Genomic DNA, 19,750 nt, shown 5'->3' with positions numbered 1-19,750 from the left:
TCTCTTACCCTTCCGCCACGATGTCGGCGATTGTCTTCTTCAGCACGCGCGTGACCTGTTCCAGCGCGCGTTTGTCGTCCTTGTTCAAGCCCTTCAACGGAGGCCGCATAGCGCCCGCATCGATCCCGTTCATGGTCACGCCATGCTTGATGGTCTGGATGAACTTGCCACCCTGTTCCAGCACCCGCATCAGCGGCATCATCGCCGACATGATCCGGCGGCCCTTGTTGAAATTCCCTTCGACCACGCAGGCCTGATACAGAGCCACATGTTCGGCAGGCAGGAAGTTGGACCCGCCGCACACCCAGAACGGCGCACCCCAGGCAAAGAATTCGAGCGCCTGATCATCCATGCCGCAGCCAAGCTGGATATGCGGATAGTCGCGGGCCAGCAAATGCACCCGGTTGATATCGCCCGAGCTTTCCTTGATGCCGCAGAAGTTGCGACTGCGGCCAACGCGGTCGAGGAATTCCTCACCCATCATCGTGCCGGTGCGGTGCGGGTAGTTGTACAGCATCACCGGCAGGTCCGCGGCCTTGTCGATGGCCAGCGCATTCAGCGCGTTTTCCCGATCAGTCGGCACCGAATACGGCGGGCTGGCCAGCAGGATCGCATCGGCGCCGATTTCGCGCGCGCCAGCGGCAAGGGCAATCGAATCCGGCGTCAGCATCGCGCCTGTGCCAACCACCAATGGCAACCGGCCCTTCAACTGCTCATGCGTGAACCGGGCCAGTTCCACACGTTCGTGGACGGTCTGGGCATAGTTCTCGCCGGTTGAGCCACCCGAGATCAGGCCATGCACGCCGTTTTCGATTAGGTATTCGATCACGTCGGACAGCATGTCCCAATTCACGCTGCCATCGTCGTGATAGGGCGTGACCACAGGGGTATAGATCCCCTCAAACTTGAAAATCGGGTTCATTCCGTCCTCATGCAGGTTTCGAAAGGGGCGGGACGCCCATCGGGACATCCAGCGCGTCAGGCATCACGAACATCTCGATCTGATCGCGTGACAGGTTCCAGTGATCTTCGGCCAGCTGCGCAGCAGCCGCCTCGTCGCGCGCCTCGATGGCGGCGATGATGGCGTCGTGCTGGCGGCTTGCTTCGGACAGGTTCTCGGACATCTCAGCCGTCTGAGGCCGGTAAAACGTCATGCCGATCCGGGCGTGATCGATCAACAGCCGGTTGAACGACGGCAGCAGGTAGACATTTCCGGACATTTCGCCGGTCACGTCATGAAAGCGGTTGTTGGCCAAGGCTCGGTCCTCGCCGGACCCGGACCGAAGGGCCGCCTTGAACGCCTGCTGGGCCTTTTTCAAATCATTGATCTGGGCGTTCGACGCATTCAAAGCCGCCAAACGCAGGATCGCTCCGTATACCATGGGCGCGGCAAGGAAGAAGTCGCGCAGTGTGGTGTAGGACATTTCCGAAACCCGGGCGCTGCGGTTTGTCCGCAGATCCAGATAGCCTTCGCCAGCCAATTGTCGAAACACCTCGCGCAGCGGCGTGCGCGACAAGCCGAATTCCTCGGACAAATGCGCTTCGTCCAGATCGGCGCCTGGGCGCAGGCGCAGCGTGAGGATGGACACTTTCAGGTGCTCTTTCAGCGCGCTTTTACGAGACTTGGCTTCGTCTTTCATGCTTTGGCCTCATCCTTCTGTTCGGCGAACGCGGTCGAATCGCGTGCGGTCACAGTTTTGTATTCCATTAAAATACAACTTGTATACAATAATAATTCGTGCAGCATAAGAGCCTGCGAAATAGACTCATGTTCTGGGCTTTGTCCCAGCTTGCAAACGGTACTGCTCATGCCTCAGACGCGGCACATCACTTTCGTCCTTGTCGAGGAGTTCTCGCACCTTGCGTTTTCATGCGCAGTCGAACCCTTGCGGATCGCCAATCTTGTGAGCGGCGATGAACTGTACCGCTGGTCCTTTCTGTCAGAACATGGCGAGCAGGCCGTGTGCTCGAACGGATCCATCACGCTGGTGCATTCCGGCCTTCAGGGTCTGGCCAAATGTGATCAGCTGTTTGTCTTGTCGGGCATTCACATGCGTGACCACGTCACCCGCCCCCTGCTTGCAACCCTTCGCCGCGAACGCGCGCGCGGCACGAAAATCGGCGCCCTGTGCTCGGGGGCATGGGTGCTGGCCGAGGCTGGCTTTCTCGACGGAATGCAAGCGGCAATCCACTGGGAATATCACGACGCGTTCATGGAGGCCTTTCCCGAGGTCAACCTGGTACGCAGCGTGTTCGTGGCCGATGAAAAGCACATTACCGCATCTGGCGGAACGGCAACGGCGGATCTGATGCTGCACCTGATCGAACGCGATCACGGTGAAGAACTGGCCATCGATGTGGCGGATCAGATGGTCTATAACGCGGTACGCAATGCCACGGCCAAACAACGGGTTTCCCTGCAATCACGCAACGGAATGCGCAATGCGCACCTCGCCAAGGCAATCACAATCATGCAGGACAGTATCGAAACCCCGGTTTCCCCTTCGTTCATTGCAGAAGAACTTGGCATTTCAACCCGGCAGCTTGAGCGGCTGTTTGGAAAATACCTCAACACGTCGCCCAAGAAATACTTCATGGAAATGCGGCTGGAACGCGCCCAGAAACTGCTGCTTCAGACCGAAGCATCCGTCACCGAGATTGCCGTGGCCTGCGGCTTTGAAAACCCGGGCCATTTTTCGCGCGTCTACCGATCAAGCTTTGGCGTCACCCCGCACGCGCAACGCAACAAGATCGACTGACATTGTGTGGTAGTGGGTTTGCCGCAATCGAAACGGCAGGGGATGCCGCGCTTTGTCGGCCCATGACGGGCCTGAACGGGCATCCCCCTAACCCTGCCGAGATACCCCCTCATTAAAACCGGACTAGTCAACAGATCGGCAGGATGATGTACCAATAGATTTGGATATTGGCATAAGTTTTGCGAGAACTTGTCATACATGCGATTCTTGTGCCCTTATTCGTTAATCTTTGCCTCAATTGGAGACTTTTGATTCAGCGAAGTCCGGCAACCTCAAAGGCCATAACCACTTGCAAAAAATATAAATTACAGGTTTCGTCCTTGCTGCATTCAAAGATCGCACCGGGGAGCAATATGCTTCGATCTGAGGTGTTCGTTTTCTGCCCGGCACCCCACGGATGGACGGGGCAATCTTGGCTCGACAGATTCGGCTGCGTGCCTGAAACCGCCCAACAGGCGCTCAAGCGCCGTTTCTAACGGATTTGCGTCATATCCAGCCTGGGCGCGGCGCGCGTGATTTCATGGGCGCTGGTCGCCGCGCCTGATCCGACGCGAACGTTCAGCTTCTCTGTCCCGTTGAACCGCTGGAAATACGCAAATTCCATCGTGGTCAGCGCATCCATATCCTGACATTGAACAACGTAGTCAGCCTGAAATTCCGAATGTTCGCCCGTTGCGAATGACGTGCCCCCCTCGCCCGCGTTGTCCTGCTGCCCCGGAATATCATGCGTCAGGATCACGTTTGCAGATGCGGTAAAACACACGGCGTCGGGCGGGACGACAAACAGATCCAGTGGTTTGGACAGTTCGGAAATCGCGATGGCGACACGCGTACGCTCGTCATCACTTGCCACCGGGGTCTCGAACCCAATGATGTCAATGCTTGGAACCCTGAGCGACAGCGTAAATTCCGTGTCCGTAAACACGATTTCCAATTGACCGGACCCATGTTGATGGGTGGGCGTGATCTGCGTCGCCTGAGCGGCAAGAGCTGCCGGAAAAAGAGACAACGCCAGAACAGAGCACTTCATTAACCAAAAACCGCCTTGAACAGAATCACAACAGTGATTTTACCGCGAATCACCTGCCACGCAACGTTAACCCTCGGATCGGAGCTCGCCAGATTTGGGGAGGAGCGTGGGATTCAACCATCACCACCTATATCCGACAATAAAACTCAGGTTGACATTGCCGACTAAATCACTCAGTTATTTCTTCGCAAAACCCGCGGGGCATCCCCGCGCGATCCGACAGTTCTGACAGGAAAGCATCGAACTCCTATGACCAAGTTATTCACCACTGCCAGCGCCCTGACATTTTGCATGGCAACCGCCGCGATCTCGGGTGATGCCCCCAGCAAGGCAGATGTACTGAACACCTATGCCAATATTGCGGAAGCCAAATTTGAGGACAGCCTGATTTCAGCCAGGAAATTGCAGGATGCGGTCAACGCGCTGATCGCCGATCCCTCGGACGCAACGTTGAACGCGGCGCGCGCGGCCTGGGTTGCTGCGCGTGTCCCCTATCAGCAGACGGAAGTCTATCGCTTCGGCAATGCCATCGTTGATGACTGGGAAGGCAAGGTGAACGCCTGGCCCTTGGACGAAGGGCTGATCGACTATGTCGACGCGGCCTACGGCGGCGCGACGGACGAAAACGAATTTGCCGTGCTGAACGTCATCGCCAACCCCAGTTTCCAACTGTCGGGCGAGACCATTGATGCCAGCGAAATCACCCCCGAACTGCTGAGCGACACCTTGCACGAAGCCGATGGTATCGAGGCGAATGTGGCAACCGGCTATCACGCCATCGAGTTCCTTCTGTGGGGTCAGGACATGAACGGCCATGGCGCCGGTGCCGGCAACCGCCCAGCGACCGATTATGCGCAGGGCGAGGACTGTACCGGCGGCCATTGCGACCGTCGCGCGCAATATCTGAGCGCTGCGACCGAACTGCTGGTCAGCGATCTGGCCTGGATGGCGGATCAGTGGAAAGACGGCGGAGCGGCGCGCGCAGCCCTTGTGGAGAACGAAGCAGCAGGCATCAGCGCGATCCTGACCGGCATGGGTTCTCTCTCGTATGGCGAGCAAGCCGGCGAACGGATGCGCCTTGGCCTGATGCTGAACGATCCCGAAGAAGAACATGACTGCTTTTCGGACAACACCCACAACAGCCATTACTATGACGGGTTGGGCATCCAGAACGTCTATCTGAGCAGCTATACCCGCATTGATGGCACCCCGGTTTCGGGCGCATCTCTGGCCGATCTGGTCATCGCCACCGATCCGGCGCTGGATACCGAGATGAAAGCGAAACTGGCCGCCACCATGCAGGCCCTGGGCAAGATCAAGACAACGGCCGAGGCGGGATTTGCCTATGACCAGATGCTTGAGCGCGGTAACGAAGGCGGTGAGGCCCTGATCATGGGCGGCGTCAACGGCCTGATCGATCAGACCAAAACGATCGAGCGCATCGTAACCGCGCTGGAGCTGGACGGGGTTGCGTTTGAAGGGTCAGACAGCCTGGATAACCCGGACGCCGTCTTCCATTAATCTTCAAGCGGGCCGGAGAGGGTTTCTTTCCGGCCCCTGCAAACCTTACTGATCGCCTGACAGGGCGGCGAAACGAGCCAAGACCAATGATTGTCTGCCACTGCACCAACATATCCGATCACGACATCCGTGCCGCCATCGATTGGATGCGCACGGCGGATCCGCGGACCATAATCACCCCCGGCAAGATCTACCATGCCCTTGGCAAATCGGCGGATTGTGGCGGGTGCATGCCGCTGTTCCTAGACACAATGCGGGCCAGCGGTAATCTGGAAGTCCCCATGCAACTCCGCACTTTGCGTGCCGGAGCAACACAGGAGAAGGCTGATGAAAGGCGATCCGAAGGTCATCGAATATCTGAACAAGTCTCTGCGGCATGAGCTGACTGCCGTCAGTCAATACTGGCTGCATTACCGCCTGCAAGAAGACTGGGGCCTTGGCCATATGGCCAAGAAAAGCCGCGAGGAAAGCATCGAAGAGATGGGCCACGCGGACAAGCTGATCGAACGGATCATCTTTTTGGAAGGTCACCCCAACCTTCAGAAACTGGACCCGTTGCGGATCGGTCAGACGCCGAAGGAAACGCTGGAATGCGACCTGGCGGCCGAGATCGACGCCAGGGCACTTTACAAGGAAGCGCGCGAGTATTGTCGGGAGGCCGGCGACTTTGTCTCCATGTCGCTGTTCGAACAGTTGATGTCCGATGAAGAGGGACATATCGACTTCCTCGAAACGCAGCTCGACCTGTATGAAAGGATCGGCGAAGCCAATTATGCGCAACTCAACGCATCGAAAATGGACGAAGGCGAATAGTCTTTTTGCCCTGTCAGTGGCCGCCCTGGCGGCCACCCCCTCCCTGGCAGCCGAGCTGCGGGACCTGCATCTGAAATTCAGCCCCCGCACCGACGAGGAACGCGCCCGCATTGCCGCCGTGACGGCACCCCCGCAGGATTTTGGCGTGTCGCAGCCGTTCGAAGAACTCTCTGCCGGGGCGGCAACTGTCCGGGTCCGCAACGACGCGGATGCGTTCTCGCAACCCTCGGGCAATCTGAGCTTCGAGCAGGAGCTGGATTTCAAGGTCGGCAACGGGTTGTTCAAGAAAATCTGGGTGTCGTCACCATCATCCACATTGGCCTCTGACGGGTTGGGGCCGCTGTACAACGCGCGATCCTGCCAGCGTTGCCATATAAAGGATGGGCGGGGGCACACACCGAACGGGCCCGATGACAACGCGGTCTCAATGTTCCTTCGGGTCTCGATCCCCGGCGCGCCGGAAGACGGGTATGCCGAGATCGAGGATTACATCGCCACCCGGCCCGATCCCAACTATGGCGGGCAGATGCAGGATTTCGCGCTTGCGGGGCATCCGGCGGAATATCGGCTGGATATCTCTTACGAAGAAGTCCCTGTTGAACTCTCTGACGGCGAGACCGCGTCACTGCGCCGCCCGACTTACAGGGCCGCTGATCTGGGCTATGGCCCGCTGCACCCGGATGCAATGCTGAGCCCGAGGGTCGCACCACAGATGATCGGGCTTGGCCTGCTCGAGGCGATCCCGGTCGAAGACCTTCTGGCCAAGGCTGATCCCGACGACGTGGATGGGGATGGCATCTCGGGCCGTCCGAACATCGTCTGGTCTGTTGAATACGGCGCCCCGATGATGGGCCGGTTCGGGCACAAGGCAGGCATGCCGACGGTGATGGAGCAATCCGCCGCAGCCTTTGCCGGGGATATCGGTATTTCAAGCCCGCTTTACCCGGCACCTCAGGGGGACTGCACGGAGTTGCAGGTGAACTGCGTCGAGGCCCCGCATGGCGACACCGATACCCGCGAGTTCGAGATCGATCAGCAGGGCATGGACCTGGTGGATTTCTACAGCCGCAATCTGGGCGTGCCCGGCCGCCGTGATGTCGACGACCCCGAGGTTTTGCGCGGCAAAGAGGTGTTTCACACGACCGGCTGCGCATCCTGTCATACTCCGGCCCATGTCACCCACCGGTTGGAAGATCGGCCCGAGCACAGTTTTCAGCTGATCTGGCCTTACACGGATCTGCTGCTGCATGACATGGGCGAAGGTCTGGCGGATCACCGCCCCGAGGCCCGCGCGACGGGGCGCGAATGGCGGACGCCGCCTTTGTGGGGTGTTGGTCTGACCGAACGCGTCTCGGGCCACACGCAGTTTCTGCATGACGGGCGGGCACGCAATCTGCTCGAGGCGATCCTGTGGCACGGCGGCGAAGCCCAGGCCGCGCGCGATGCGGTTGTGTCGATGCCGAAAACTGATCGCGACGCCCTGATCCGTTTTCTGGAGAGCCTCTGACCCATGCGTATTCTTACAATTATTGCCGCGTTGATGATGCCGCTTGCCGCACAGGCGCAGGACCGCGCACCGATCCTGATGGAAGTTGCCGAGACACATATACTGCCCAGGTTCGACAAGCTGCCGGAAACGACCGGGGCTCTGGTCAGTGCATCGCGGGTGGATTGCGATCCGACCTCACCTGCGTTGCGCGCGGCTTATGATGCGGCCTTCGACAGCTGGATTTCCGCCAGTCACCTGCGGTTCGGTCCGACCGAGGTCGATGATCGTGCATTTGCCATGGCGTTCTGGCCCGACACGAAAGGGTTCACCACCAAAGCCCTGTCCCAGCATATCGCAACCGAGGATGACGCCGTGCAAGACCCCGAAGCCTATGCCGAGACATCCATAGCCGGACGCGGGTTCTTTGCGCTGGAACGAATGCTGTTCGATCCCGCCTTTGCAGAGCAGGGCAATGCGGATTACCGCTGCGCGCTGATTCAGGCGATCGCGGCGGACATTGATGCCAACGCACGGGCGATGGCCGATGACTGGCAAAGCTATGCCCCCAGCCTGACCCGGCCCGGCGAGAACGGCCGCTTCCGAACGCAGGACGAAGCGATGCAGGAACTGTTCAAGGCATTGTCCACGAGTCTTGAATTCACGGCCGACACTCGGCTTGGTCGCCCGTTGGGCACGTTCGACCGCCCGCGTCCGAACCGCGCCGAAGCGTGGCGGTCGAAGCGATCCTTGCGCCATGTCGAACTTTCGCTGATGGCCCTTCGTGATCTTGCATCGCGATTGGCCTTTGATCATCCCGATATCGCCGCGGATCTGGATGCTGCTTTTGCGCGCGCCATTGAGAATGCGCAGGCCATTGACGACCCGGCGCTGGCCGGCGTTGCGGATCCGCAGGCCCGGTTCCGTATCGAGGCCCTGCAACAGTCCATCCACGATATTCGCGCAATTGCTTCGACTGAACTTGGCCCGACGCTGGGCGTCAGCGCAGGCTTCAATTCTCTGGACGGAGACTGATCCGTGACATCGCGCCGCCGTTTCCTTGCAGGGCTTGCTGCAACCTCTCTTCCTCCGATCCATGGATGGGCCTCGGTGGGCACGCCGGAGTTTCTGGCCGCAGCGCTGTTTCCGGATGGTTCGTATCGACTGGCCGGTCTGGATGCACAGGGAACCCTTCTGTTTTCCGTGCCCCTGCCCGCGCGCGGGCATGCGGCTGCGGCACATCCGGTCAAAGCACAGGCCGTCGCCTTTGCGCGCCGTCCGGGCACCTTTGCCGTGGTGATTGATTGCGTGACGGGATCACCGATCGCGCGGCTGACGGCGCCGGAAGGCCGGCATTTCTATGGTCACGGTACTTTTTCAGCCGACGGCACGATTTTCTTTGCCACCGAAAACGATTACGAGGCCGGAAAAGGTATCATAGGCGTCTGGAACGCTGAAACCTTTGCGCGCTTGGGCGAATTCCCGTCCGGCGGCGTCGGGCCGCATGACATGCGGTTGATGCCGGGTGGGAAAACGCTTGTGATTGCCAATGGCGGTATCGAAACCCATCCCGAAACCGGGCGCACGAAGCTGAACCTGCCGACGATGAAGCCCAACCTGACCTACCTTTCCCTGACGGGCCTGGTTCAGGAACAGGTGTCGCTGTCGCCTGCGCTTCACAAGAACTCGATCCGCCATCTGGCGGTCCGTCGCGACGGGCTGGTGGGCTTTGCGATGCAGTGGCAGGGCAGCAAAGCCGAACATCCGCCCTTGCTGGGCCTGCACCGTCAGGGGGAAAACCCGCACCTTCTGTCTGCGCCGGTGCAGGATCAGAGCACGCTGCAAGGTTATGCGGGCAGCATCGCGTTTTCGGCGGATGGTGCAACCGTTGCCATCACCTGTCCACGCGGCAATGCGTTGCAGCGGTTCGACGTGGCCAGTGGCACATTCAGCGATGCGTTCGAACTTGAGGATGTCTGCGGGCTTGGTTCCGGCCCAAACGATTTGGTTTTCACCACCGGAACCGGTGTGTTCGGTGCGTTGACCACTGCGCACCCCGAGATCCGGACCCGCGCGAAGTGCCAGTGGGACAATCATCTGGTCCCGATCAGCCCACCGGCATGAAATTCGGATTTTTCCGTCACATAGTTTAGACTTGGAAGAATCAAACAGCTGCCGTATTGCCGGGCGCGATACTGGCACCCCAACGTTAAGGACCGACTTGATTGAAACAGACGCCCGACGCACCGCATTCGATCTACGGAGTTGAGAAATGGGGCAAAGGCCTCATCGAGGTGACGGAGCAGGGCGAGATCGGTCTGCGCAATCCCTTGGCTCCCGATGTTGGCGCGATCAGCCTGCCAGGTATTCTCAGCGATCTGAACGACCGAGGCATCAAGGCCCCGATGGTTCTGCGCGTCTCTTCCTATCTGGAACACGAGATCGCGCATCTGAACGAAAGCTTCCGCGAAGCCATCGCCCGCGTCGGCTACAGGGGCAGCTATCGCGGTGTGTTCCCGATCAAGGTGAACCAGCAGGCCCAGGTCGTCGACCGGATCGTCGAATTCGGCAAGAAGTACAACTATGGGCTCGAGGCCGGGTCCAAACCCGAACTGGTGATCGCGCTGGCACATCGGCTGGCCAGCGAAGCGCTGATCGTCTGCAACGGTGTCAAGGATGCCGAATTCATCCAGCTGGCCATCCTGTCCCGCAAGATCGGGTTCAACACGGTGATCGTTCTTGAAAGCCCGAAAGAGGCTGACACGGTGATCGAAGTATACAAAGAGCTGGGCATTGAACCCCTGATTGGCGTGCGGGTCAAGCTGACCAACCAGATCAGCGGCAAATGGGAAGAAAGCTCGGGCGACCGGTCCGCCTTTGGTATGAACACCGATCAACTGGTGGCTACGGTGGACAAGCTGCGCGACGCGGGCCTTCTGCATTGCCTGAAGTTGCAGCATTCGCATCTGGGCTCTCAGGTGCAGGACGTCAACGACGTGCGCCGCGCGGTGGGCGAGGCCTGCCGCTATTACACCGAACTGACGCGCGAGGGCGTGCCGCTGACCCATCTGGACCTCGGCGGTGGTATGGGGGTGGACTATACCGGTGAAAAGAAGGCGGCTGAAAACTCGATCAACTACACGGTCGAGGAATACTGCGCTAATGTGGTGGAAACCGTGGCCTATGCCATGGACGAGGCCGAGGTGGACCACCCGACGCTGGTTACCGAAAGCGGCCGCGCGGTGGTGGCGACGTCGTCGATGCTGGTGTTCAACGTGCTGGAAAGCACGCTCTATGATGCGCCCAACGGCCCCGAGGTTGAAGCCGACGATCACCACATGGTTTCAGACCTTGCCGCGGTGCACGGCTATCTCAGCAAAGACCGTCTTCAGGAATGCTGGAACGACGCCACCTTCTATCGCAACGAATTGCGCGCCCTGTTCCGCCGTGGATATGTAGACCTGCGCCAGATGGCCCGGGCCGAACGGATCTACCTGTCGCTGATGGCCCGCCTCAAGGCGCTGGCGGCCAGTGACGATCTGGAAACCGACGTGGACGACCAGCTTGAGAAAGTGGCCGATATCTACCACTGCAACTTTTCTCTGTTTCAGTCCTTGCCAGACGTCTGGGCCATTGACCAACTGCATCCGATCGTGCCCTTGCAGGGCCTGAACCAAACACCCGACCGCCGCGCAGTCCTGTCCGACATCACTTGCGACAGCGACGGCAAGATCGACCGGTTCATCCTGGCCGACGGTGTTTCACCCAGTCTGCCGGTGCATACCCTGCCGGAAGATGATGAATATTTCATGGGCGTCTTTTTCGTCGGCGCCTACCAGGAAACGCTGGGCGATCTGCATAACCTGTTCGGCGACACCAACGTCGTCACCATCGACCTGCGCGCTGACGGAGGGTTCGACCTGCTGCACGAACAAGAGGGCGACACGATCAGTCAGGTGCTGTCCTATGTCGAATTCGACCCCACCGACTGCGTCGCCGCCTTCCGCAAAATGGTGGACGAGGCGATCTCGACCGGTACTCTGAAAGCCAAGGACCGCAAAACCCTGATGAGCGCTTATCGCGACTCGATCAACGGCTACACCTATTACGAATAACCCCCTGTGAGAGGAGATTACCCCCATGGGTTCACTTAGTGGCAAAACACTGGTTGTCGGCGCGGGCGGCGTATCCCACGCCGCCGTGCACAAGATGGCGATGAATTCGGACATCTTCACCGAAATCACACTGGCCAGCCGGACCAAGTCGAAATGCGACGCCATCGCCAAATCGGTGAAAGAGCGCGTGGGCGTTGACATCGCCACCGCCGAGCTTGACGCCTACAAGGTCGAAGACACGGTCAAGCTGATCAAGGAAACCGGTGCCGAGATCCTGGTGAACCTGGCCCTGCCCTATCAGGACCTGGTGTTGATGGACGCCTGCCTCGAGGCCGGGTGCCACTATCTCGACACTGCGAACTACGAGCCCGAGGATGAGGCCAAGTTCGAATATCACTGGCAATGGGCCTATCAGGACAAGTTCAAACAGGCTGGCCTGACCGCCATCCTCGGCTCGGGTTTCGATCCGGGCGTGACATCCGTCTTCGCCAAGTGGCTCAAGAAACACAAGCTGGACACGATCCGCCAGATCGACGTGCTCGACGCCAATGGCGGCAGCAACGACCAAGAATTCGCCACCAACTTCAACCCCGAGATCAACCTGCGCGAAGTGCTGGCCGAGGTGCGCCACTGGGAAGGTGGCGAGTGGAAACACTCCCCCGCCATGACCCATAAGGTCGAGTTCGACTTCCCCGCCATCGGCCCCAAGAACATGTACCTGATGTATCACGAGGAACTGGAGTCGCTCAGCACCCACTTCCCCGAAATCGAGCGCGCCCGTTTCTGGATGACCTTCGGCGACGCCTACATCACCCACGCCAAGGTGCTGGAAAATGTCGGCATGACCCGCATCGATCCGGTGATGCATGACGGCAAGGAAATCATCCCGATCCAGTTCCTGAAAACCCTGCTGCCCGATCCCGGCGATCTGGGCGCCGAAACCAAGGGCAAGGCCTGCATCGGCGACATCGCCACGGGTCAGGCCAAGGACGGCTCAGGCGAGAAAACCTATTACATCTACAACATCTGTGATCACGAAGAGTGCTACCGCGAGGTTGGTTCTCAGGCCGTCAGCTACACCACCGGCGTCCCCGCCATGATCGGTGCAGCACAGGTGCTGAAAGGCAACTGGCGCGAGCCCGGCGTGTGGAACATGGAACAGCTCGATCCGGATGATTTCATGGACATGCTGAATGAACACGGCCTGCCCTGGCAGGTCCACGAACTCGACGGCCCGGTCGAGTTCTGAAGCTCAATCGTCCTAAAACAAAGGAAGGAGCGTGTAGAAACAATGTCGTCAGATAAGCAAATGGCTGTTCTGATCGGGTCGATGCTCGGAACCTACGCACTCCTTCTTGTTTTTTCCAAGCGTTATAGGACAGATACGGTCGAAATGTTCCGCTTGGAAAAATCCACCATTCGTGTGGCAGTAGAAAATCCTGTCGCTCTCATCGCCCATCTCCTGTCATTCATTGTGCCACTTTGGATGATGGGCCTCCTCTGAAACTGCCTAGAACTTGAGGGGCCGCGGTTAGAATGAAAGGGATTGGATTCTCATGGCAGACATGATGACCACACAAGCCGGCGATGCCGGTGCCTTTCGCAATTTCGATCTCAGCCGCGTGCCAACCCCATGCTTTGTGGTCGATGAAAAAGCGGTTGAGCGAAACCTGCGCATCCTCGCCGACATCGGCACCCGGTCCGGCGCGCATGTCCTGAGCGCGCTCAAGGCGTTTTCCATGTTCTCACTGGCCCCGCTGGTCCGCCAGCACCTCGGCGGCACCTGTGCGTCCGGCATCTACGAGGCACGGCTCGGCCGCGAAGAATATGGCGGCGAGGTTGCCACCTTCTGCGCCGGATACAAGGACGCGGATATCGACGAAATCCTGTCGCTGTCCGATCACATCATCTTCAACTCTCCGGCGCAAAAAGACCGGTTCCTGACCAAAGCCCAGGCCGCGGGCGTTCAGGTCGGCCTGCGGATCAACCCGGAACATTCCGAAGGTGAGGTGCCGAAATACGATCCCTGCGCGCCCTGCTCACGCCTGGGCACGCCGGTCAGCCAGTTGACTGCCGAGACTCTGACCGGAGTTGACGGCCTGCACATGCATACACTCTGCGAACAAGGGTTCGAGCCGCTGCAACGCACGTGGGCGGCTGTCGAACCAAAACTCAGGCCATTCATGGGCCAGCTCAAATGGCTGAATTTCGGCGGCGGTCACCACATCACCCGCGACGATTACGACCGTGAGGGTCTGGTGGCTTTCATCAAAACCATACGCGAGGCATATGGCGTCGACGTCTACCTCGAACCCGGTGAGGCCGTCGCCCTGGACGCAGGCATTCTGGTCGGAGAAATCCTTGACCTACCCACCAATGGCATGAACCTCGCCATCACCGATATCTCGGCCACCTGCCACATGCCCGACGTGATCGAGGCCCCCTATCGCCCCGCCCTGATGGACGAGGCCGAAACCGGCCACACCTATCGCCTGGGCGGCCCCTCGTGCCTGGCGGGCGACGTGATCGGCGACTACACTTGGGCCGAGCCGCTGCGGATCGGGCAGCGCTTTGCCTTCCTCGATCAGGCGCATTACTCGATGGTCAAGACCAACACGTTCAACGGCGTGCCCCTGCCCACCATCGCCCTGTGGAACAGCGAAACCGATGACCTGAAGATCATCAGGGAATTCGGCTATGACGACTTTAAGGACAGACTTTCATGAGCATTTTCCTCGACAGCGAACTGACCGAGGCCGAACGCAGCGAAGACGCCCGGTTCCGTGTGATCCCGGTGCCGCTGGAGCGCACGGTCTCATACGGGTCTGGCACCGCCAAAGGCCCTGAAGCGATCATCGAGGCCAGCAATGAACTCGAACGCATCACGGGTCACGCGGAACCCTGCGTCGAAGGCATCTTTACCGAAGCCCCACTGGATTGCGCCGGCCCGCTGCCGGACGTCATGGAGCGCCTCGCCCAGCACACCGAGGCCGCCGTCCGTGCCGGCAAGGTGCCGGTCACGCTGGGCGGTGAACACTCGCTCAGCTATGGCGCGGTCATGGGTGTGACCCGCGCCCTGGGCCAGCCCGTCGGTATCGTGCAGATCGACGCCCATGCCGATCTGCGCAACGCCTATCAGGGCGAAAAACACTCGCATGCCTCGGTGATGCATCTGCTGGCCGAGGAAGGTATCCCATTGGCCCAGTTCGGCGTGCGCGCCTTTTCCACCGAGGAAGCCAAAAGCCGCCTGAGGAACCACGTCTTCCACGTGGATGCCGAAGAGCTGGTGACCGGCAACATCCATGCCGTCGACCTGCCCGACGACTTCCCCGAACTGGTCTATGTCAGCTTTGACGTTGATGGGCTGGACCCGGCGCAGATGCCCGCGACCGGCACGCCTGTTCCGGGCGGGCTGGGATACTATCAGGCGCTTCGCCTGGTGGAACATGCGTTGAAGGGTCGTAAATGCGTCGGCTTCGACGTGGTCGAACTGGCCCCCGACGGCAATGCCGCCTGGGATTTCACCGCGGCGCAGATCGTCTATCGCCTGATGGCGAGCTGCTGATCAGACAGGCGGGCCGGGCTGGCCCGCCTGATCCGGTTCCTAGCCAGTTTTGCCGTCATCGGCGGTTTCGTTCAGCTCCATATGGCCTTCGCCCCTGTTCAGGACGCGGCGCAGCATAGGTTCGAAGAACTCCAGCGGCTTGGTCGGATAATTCGGGTCAAACGCCTTCTGATCATATTCATGGCAGAAATAGCGACAATCTTCCCAATAAGGACTGTCGCGATATTTGTCGCGCGCGTTGCGGTCGCCGCCCAGATGGTGGTTGTAGTAGTACCCCTGAAACACACAATGATGCTTGAGAATCCAATACGTCTTTTCGCTGACGTAAGGCTTCATCATCGCCGCTGACAGCTCTCCGTGATTGTAGGGCGACAGAATATCGCCGGTATCATGGATCAACGCCGCCACTACCAGTTCCTCATCCGCACCGTCCTCGTAAGCACGGGTCGCGGCTTGCAGGCTGTGCTGGTAACGGTTGACCGGATAGGGCGTCCATTCTTCGTCCAACGAGCGGATGGCATCGAGGATACGGTCTGGCAGGGCCGCATTATACGCCTCTTCATACTCCATCACGGCGTCCCAGTCGGCCTTGGTGGCTGTTTCGAAACTGGTCCAGGTGGGTTTGTGGCTTTTGTCCAGCATGGCTGATCCTTTGGCATGTGTCCTGAGCGAAAGCGTAGTTCGAAACCACCTTTCAAAAAAATGAATTGATTTTATCGCAATGATCAAAAAATACTTTCGACATGCAATTCAAAGCTCTGGAAACTTTTCTCTGCGTGGCCGAAGCCGGTGGCTTTCATGCCGCCGCTCGCAAGTTGAATGTGACGCAGACCGCTGTCAGCGCGCGTATTCGCCTGATCGAGGAGGAAACCGGCAGGGCGCTGTTCACGCGCGGTGCCGGAGGAACGGCGCTGACCGAGTTCGGCCGGCAGTTCAAACCCTATGCGGAACAGATGTTGTCCCTTTGGGGCTTTGCATCGCGCGACCTGCCGGGACAGGCACAGAACCGCCCGGCACTGCGGTTGGGCGGCCAGCTCAGCATCTGGGATCCGTTGCTGGTGGACCTGGCGGTTCGGTTTGAACAGCGCTTTGGCAAATTGCTGTTGACGCTGAACTATGACCACGACCTGAACATGGTCGAAGCGGTGGCAACCCATGTGCTGGACGCGGCGATCACACATGAAAAGCCGGCGGACCGGCGTGTCACATGGTACGCGCTTGAACCCGAGCTATTGTCCCTGGTCCGGACGCCACAGGCTGACGGCACGGACGATGACATGATCTTCGTCAACCTTGAACTGGGCGAGGTCTATCAGGACCATGTCAGATCGGCTGCGCGACGGGCGTCGGGTCAGACAGTGTTTCTTGGCAATTGCATGATGGCGCTGCGATATGTTCTGCACCGAGGCGGAAACGGCTATTTCCCCGATTACGTCATTTCCGAACATCTGGCCTCGGGTGCTCTGGAGCGGGTCGAGGACAGTATCAGCTTGCCGCTGCCCATGTATCTGGTCACCCGCGGTGATCGCGAGGAATTTGACGACATTCACAGCTGTTTGGTGGATCTTCGCGGCTAGAACTCAGGCCGGTGTCGGCATGATCTGGGGATCGCGCTGCCGTTTTCGCACAAGCGGCCGACCAGCAACAAGCAGGAAAAGGCCCGAGATCAGCACCCCTATGATTGCGGGAAGGTACAGCAGAAACCAAAGCTCCGGGTCATCGATCACCACCGGGGAAACAAACCCGCGCACACCTTCAAGCAGCACAAGAATGGTGAAGGCGCCCAATATCTGAGGCCACAATCCAAACCGGGAAAAGCTGCCCAGCATCAGGGTTGAATACCCGGCCAGCGCCACGGCGATGCAAATCGCAATCCACGAGAACCGCTGGTGCAGCTCTTCGATCAGCTTGCCTTGGCTGAACCCTTCCGTGGCTGAAACCTCATCCCGGTTGCGGATCAGGTCGGCGGTTGGAATGGCTTCGAGGCTGCGCCGGGCCATCGGATTTGTATTCGTCAGTTCCGAGATGTCGTAGGACGCGTCCTGGAACAGGGTCGATGACAACACCTTGCCTTCCTTGTTCAGGCGCAATGCAACCCCATCAACCATCACAAGGTGAATGCCAGCATCATTGTTGACCAGATAGGCCGTTACGCTTGAATAGCTGACCGCGTTTTCAGGATCGCGGCGATCAGACACGAAGACTTCATGAAGTGTGCCGTCCAGATCAATCCTGCCTATGTAAACCGTGACACCTTCGGCGGGGTGCAGAAATTCGCCTTCGTTCAGCAGTTGAGCCGTCACATCTCCGGCCACTTCAGCCTGCCGGATTTCCAGCTGTTCAACCGAGGCCGGGCGCAGGAACACGCTGATGATCGCCATCATCACCCCGGTAATCACACCGAACAGCAGCACCGCCCAGGCAAGCCGCCAAGGGCTGGATCCGGTGGCCAGCATAACCGTCAGTTCGCTTTCGCGGCTCAGGCGATTTGTGGCATAGACGGCGGCGGCAAACACCGCCATGGGCATGACCGTGCGGATCAGGGTCGGCAAAGTCAGCGCGGTGAATTCCAGAAAGACCATCGCCGACTGCCCACCGCTGATGACCCTGTCAAACAGGCTGACAGACCGGGTGATCCAGAACACACCGACAAGCACCAGGGTGAAAAAGCCAAACAGAATCAGCAATTGCCGCAGGAAATATCCATCAAAACGCGACATGGGGCCTCGTGCGTGTGTTCGTTTGCAGCGGACACTAGGGCATTAAGCCGGCAGAGGAAACAGGCATTGGACGTCAGGATGCCCCGGTATGCAACCTTGGCGCATTCCCGCATTCTCCCAACGACGCCGATTTGGCCCCGAAGTGGTTAAAGGCCAACCCTTTGTGAAAATGGCAGTTCGTGGCACAATTCAGGAATTGTTCAGAAGGGAGTTTCCGACTTGGCACTGTTTTTTTCACGCCGCACCTATAACGCCCCGAAGAAAAAGTTCACGTTTAAGCCGGCGGCAAAGACCAGGTATGTTCACATCACCCAGCAAAGCCCTGGTGGAAAAATTCGTAAGGGTAGTATTATCAAAAAAACCAAATGGCTGGATCTCGTGCGACAGGAGGGCGGGGATTCGGCCGTCCTGATCTATGTTCACGGGTTCAACACCAGCCAGAAGGACATGCTGGACCGGCTGGGGAAAATAGAAACCAATCTCAGGGGCAACGGGTATCAGGGCGCGGTCGTTGCCTTTGACTGGCCCAGCGACGGATCGGTGCACACCTACGACTCGGACCGCTCCGATGCCAAGGCGGTGGCGCCGCATCTGGTGGGGGACGGGATCTTGCCGCTGTTGGGGATGTCGCCACGCCCCAAGGTGCATCTGATCGCGCATTCCATGGGGGCATTGGTGGTACTGCGCGCTTTCTCGGACTTCGGGGATTCGGCCGGGCCAGGCAACAAGATATGGTCGGCGGATCAGGTCATGTTTGCATCAGCGGACATCGATTCAGAATGGCTGGAAAAGGGCGCATGGGGCGATCTGGTCCTGAAAAAACGGTGCAAGCGATTCACCAATTACTATAGCCGGAAAGACAAGGTGCTGGCCCTGGCCGGCGGGATTGTTCACGGCGGTCGGCGTCGCGCTGGTCGTGTCGGGATGCCGAAGCTGACCTCGAAAGGTCATTGGGATATTTTCTGTGACCACCAATATCAACGAGACGTCCCCAAAGGGCAGCGCAAGATGATGAAGTCGCATCGCTGGTGGTTCGACAGCGGCGGGTTTTATGAGGACCTCGCCCTGACGATCGACGGCCATCCGGCAAAAACGATGCCGACCCGGCACAAGACAAATATCGGGGATCTGGCGCTGCTGGCCTGACTGACCGGTCGCCCAACACCTTTCTATGGTGCAAAGCCCGATTTTGCGGGTTCTGCTCAAGTACCGTCTTTGGACGGATTCTCTGCACGTTCTGATATCGTCACTATGGGTTGCTGACCAGAAACGGAAAGGGCGCGCTCGACCACAAGCGCGCCCCAGTCACAAGGGAGAAACTGAAAACCTGCGTTCTGTGCAGAACCTGAACGCCAACTCTTTGACATTCTCAAACAACCAGACTTTCCAACATCCGTCAGTGACGCTGTTCACACTCTGGGCCGGTATTTTTAGATGGCATATAGGGTTTGGCTGCACTGCGGCTCACAAAGCCTGCATGCGTTCTTATTGCCGGTCCGCCCCGGCCATAGCCGAAAGCCGCGCGCGCTGGAAACGCGCCAGGCACGATTGCCGAATGGTGTTTTAATGCGGATGGCAGGGGCAGCAGGGTTCGAACCCGCGACCTACGGTTTTGGAGACCGTCGCTCTACCAACTGAGCTATACCCCTATGGTGAGCCCCAGATATGACAGCCGCGCGGCGGACTCAAGAGGCTTTTTCGAATTCCACGCCACTATCTGAGCCGACAAACAAGTTGCGCA

19 protein-coding genes and 1 tRNA gene are annotated in these 19,750 nt (G+C 59.0%); 14 read left to right on the top strand and 6 right to left on the bottom strand.

Features of this window, described 5'->3' with window-relative positions:
- Positions 1–4: 4 nt before the first annotated feature.
- Together ACR0LI_RS01115 and ACR0LI_RS01110 are read right to left on the bottom strand one after the other, a co-directional pair.
- Positions 5–922 carry a dihydrodipicolinate synthase family protein gene (locus ACR0LI_RS01115; RefSeq protein ID WP_480492577.1) on the bottom strand — a complete coding sequence of 306 codons (918 nt, stop codon included), beginning with the start codon at positions 920–922 and terminating at the stop codon, positions 5–7.
- A 7-nt stretch (positions 923–929) separates the two neighbouring features.
- Positions 930–1,640, bottom strand: coding sequence for a GntR family transcriptional regulator (locus tag ACR0LI_RS01110; protein WP_480717867.1), 711 nt, complete (start codon positions 1,638–1,640; stop codon positions 930–932).
- Between the two features lie 168 nt (positions 1,641–1,808).
- Between ACR0LI_RS01110 and ACR0LI_RS01105 the strand changes: the two genes are divergently transcribed.
- Positions 1,809–2,759, top strand: coding sequence for a GlxA family transcriptional regulator (locus ACR0LI_RS01105; protein ID WP_480492575.1), 951 nt, complete (start codon positions 1,809–1,811; stop codon positions 2,757–2,759).
- A gap of 472 nt (positions 2,760–3,231) precedes the next feature.
- On the opposite strand, the gene ACR0LI_RS01100 is transcribed toward ACR0LI_RS01105, so the two are convergent.
- On the bottom strand, positions 3,232–3,789 hold the full coding sequence (locus tag ACR0LI_RS01100; RefSeq protein ID WP_209832354.1) for a ZrgA family zinc uptake protein: 558 nt from the start codon (positions 3,787–3,789) through the stop codon (positions 3,232–3,234).
- 249 nt (positions 3,790–4,038) lie between these two features.
- On the opposite strand from ACR0LI_RS01100, the gene ACR0LI_RS01095 reads away from it, so the two are divergent.
- From ACR0LI_RS01095 to speB, 11 genes are all read left to right on the top strand, one after another.
- On the top strand, positions 4,039–5,310 hold the full coding sequence (locus tag ACR0LI_RS01095; RefSeq protein WP_480717866.1) for an imelysin family protein: 1,272 nt from the start codon (positions 4,039–4,041) through the stop codon (positions 5,308–5,310).
- Positions 5,311–5,396: 86 nt separating this feature from the next.
- Entirely contained in the window at positions 5,397–5,690 is a 294-nt protein-coding gene (locus tag ACR0LI_RS01090; protein WP_171722804.1) for a (2Fe-2S)-binding protein, read from the top strand.
- The gene (gene bfr, locus ACR0LI_RS01085; protein WP_170346155.1) at positions 5,638–6,123 is read left to right on the top strand and encodes a bacterioferritin; all 486 of its coding nucleotides are present in this window, start codon (positions 5,638–5,640) and stop codon (positions 6,121–6,123) included. Before ACR0LI_RS01090 ends, bfr begins: the two co-directional genes overlap by 53 nt.
- Positions 6,083–7,630, top strand: a complete 1,548-nt coding sequence (locus ACR0LI_RS01080) for a di-heme oxidoreductase family protein (protein ID WP_480717865.1) — start codon at positions 6,083–6,085, stop codon at positions 7,628–7,630. Before bfr ends, ACR0LI_RS01080 begins: the two co-directional genes overlap by 41 nt.
- A gap of 3 nt (positions 7,631–7,633) precedes the next feature.
- Entirely contained in the window at positions 7,634–8,644 is a 1,011-nt protein-coding gene (locus ACR0LI_RS01075; RefSeq protein WP_480717864.1) for an imelysin family protein, read from the top strand.
- Positions 8,645–8,647: 3 nt separating this feature from the next.
- On the top strand, positions 8,648–9,733 hold the full coding sequence (locus tag ACR0LI_RS01070) for a DUF1513 domain-containing protein (protein WP_480717863.1): 1,086 nt from the start codon (positions 8,648–8,650) through the stop codon (positions 9,731–9,733).
- Between the two features lie 101 nt (positions 9,734–9,834).
- Complete coding sequence (gene speA, locus ACR0LI_RS01065; protein ID WP_171722800.1) at positions 9,835–11,724, top strand: biosynthetic arginine decarboxylase; 1,890 nt, start codon at positions 9,835–9,837, stop codon at positions 11,722–11,724.
- A 25-nt stretch (positions 11,725–11,749) separates the two neighbouring features.
- Positions 11,750–12,973 carry a saccharopine dehydrogenase family protein gene (locus ACR0LI_RS01060; RefSeq protein ID WP_480717862.1) on the top strand — a complete coding sequence of 408 codons (1,224 nt, stop codon included), beginning with the start codon at positions 11,750–11,752 and terminating at the stop codon, positions 12,971–12,973.
- Positions 12,974–13,033: 60 nt separating this feature from the next.
- Positions 13,034–13,228, top strand: a complete 195-nt coding sequence (locus ACR0LI_RS01055) for a hypothetical protein (protein WP_171634195.1) — start codon at positions 13,034–13,036, stop codon at positions 13,226–13,228.
- A 52-nt stretch (positions 13,229–13,280) separates the two neighbouring features.
- Positions 13,281–14,450 (top strand): carboxynorspermidine decarboxylase, encoded by a 1,170-nt coding sequence (gene nspC / locus ACR0LI_RS01050; protein ID WP_480717861.1) that lies wholly within the window; start codon positions 13,281–13,283, stop codon positions 14,448–14,450.
- Positions 14,447–15,289: an agmatinase gene (gene speB / locus ACR0LI_RS01045; protein WP_171634201.1), complete on the top strand. Its 843-nt coding sequence runs from the start codon at positions 14,447–14,449 to the stop codon at positions 15,287–15,289. Before nspC ends, speB begins: the two co-directional genes overlap by 4 nt.
- A 39-nt stretch (positions 15,290–15,328) precedes the next feature.
- On the opposite strand, the gene ACR0LI_RS01040 is transcribed toward speB, so the two are convergent.
- Positions 15,329–15,931 (bottom strand): HD domain-containing protein, encoded by a 603-nt coding sequence (locus ACR0LI_RS01040; RefSeq protein ID WP_152458899.1) that lies wholly within the window; start codon positions 15,929–15,931, stop codon positions 15,329–15,331.
- Positions 15,932–16,032: 101 nt separating this feature from the next.
- Here ACR0LI_RS01040 and ACR0LI_RS01035 point away from each other — a divergent pair, with 101 nt between their 5' ends.
- Complete coding sequence (locus ACR0LI_RS01035) at positions 16,033–16,866, top strand: LysR family transcriptional regulator (protein WP_171722796.1); 834 nt, start codon at positions 16,033–16,035, stop codon at positions 16,864–16,866.
- 3 nt (positions 16,867–16,869) lie between these two features.
- On the opposite strand, the gene lptF is transcribed toward ACR0LI_RS01035, so the two are convergent.
- Positions 16,870–18,009, bottom strand: coding sequence for an LPS export ABC transporter permease LptF (gene lptF, locus ACR0LI_RS01030; protein ID WP_480717860.1), 1,140 nt, complete (start codon positions 18,007–18,009; stop codon positions 16,870–16,872).
- Between the two features lie 378 nt (positions 18,010–18,387).
- On the opposite strand from lptF, the gene ACR0LI_RS01025 reads away from it, so the two are divergent.
- The gene (locus tag ACR0LI_RS01025) at positions 18,388–19,155 is read left to right on the top strand and encodes an alpha/beta fold hydrolase (RefSeq protein WP_171634209.1); all 768 of its coding nucleotides are present in this window, start codon (positions 18,388–18,390) and stop codon (positions 19,153–19,155) included.
- A 427-nt stretch (positions 19,156–19,582) separates the two neighbouring features.
- On the opposite strand, the gene ACR0LI_RS01020 is transcribed toward ACR0LI_RS01025, so the two are convergent.
- Positions 19,583–19,658 (bottom strand) — tRNA-Trp (locus ACR0LI_RS01020).
- Between the last annotated feature and the right edge of the window lie 92 nt (positions 19,659–19,750).

It is taken from the genome of Ruegeria sp. CL7 (assembly GCF_056536445.1).
Note: the sequence above shows the minus strand (reverse complement) of the source record. Positions and strands in the feature narration are given on the sequence as shown.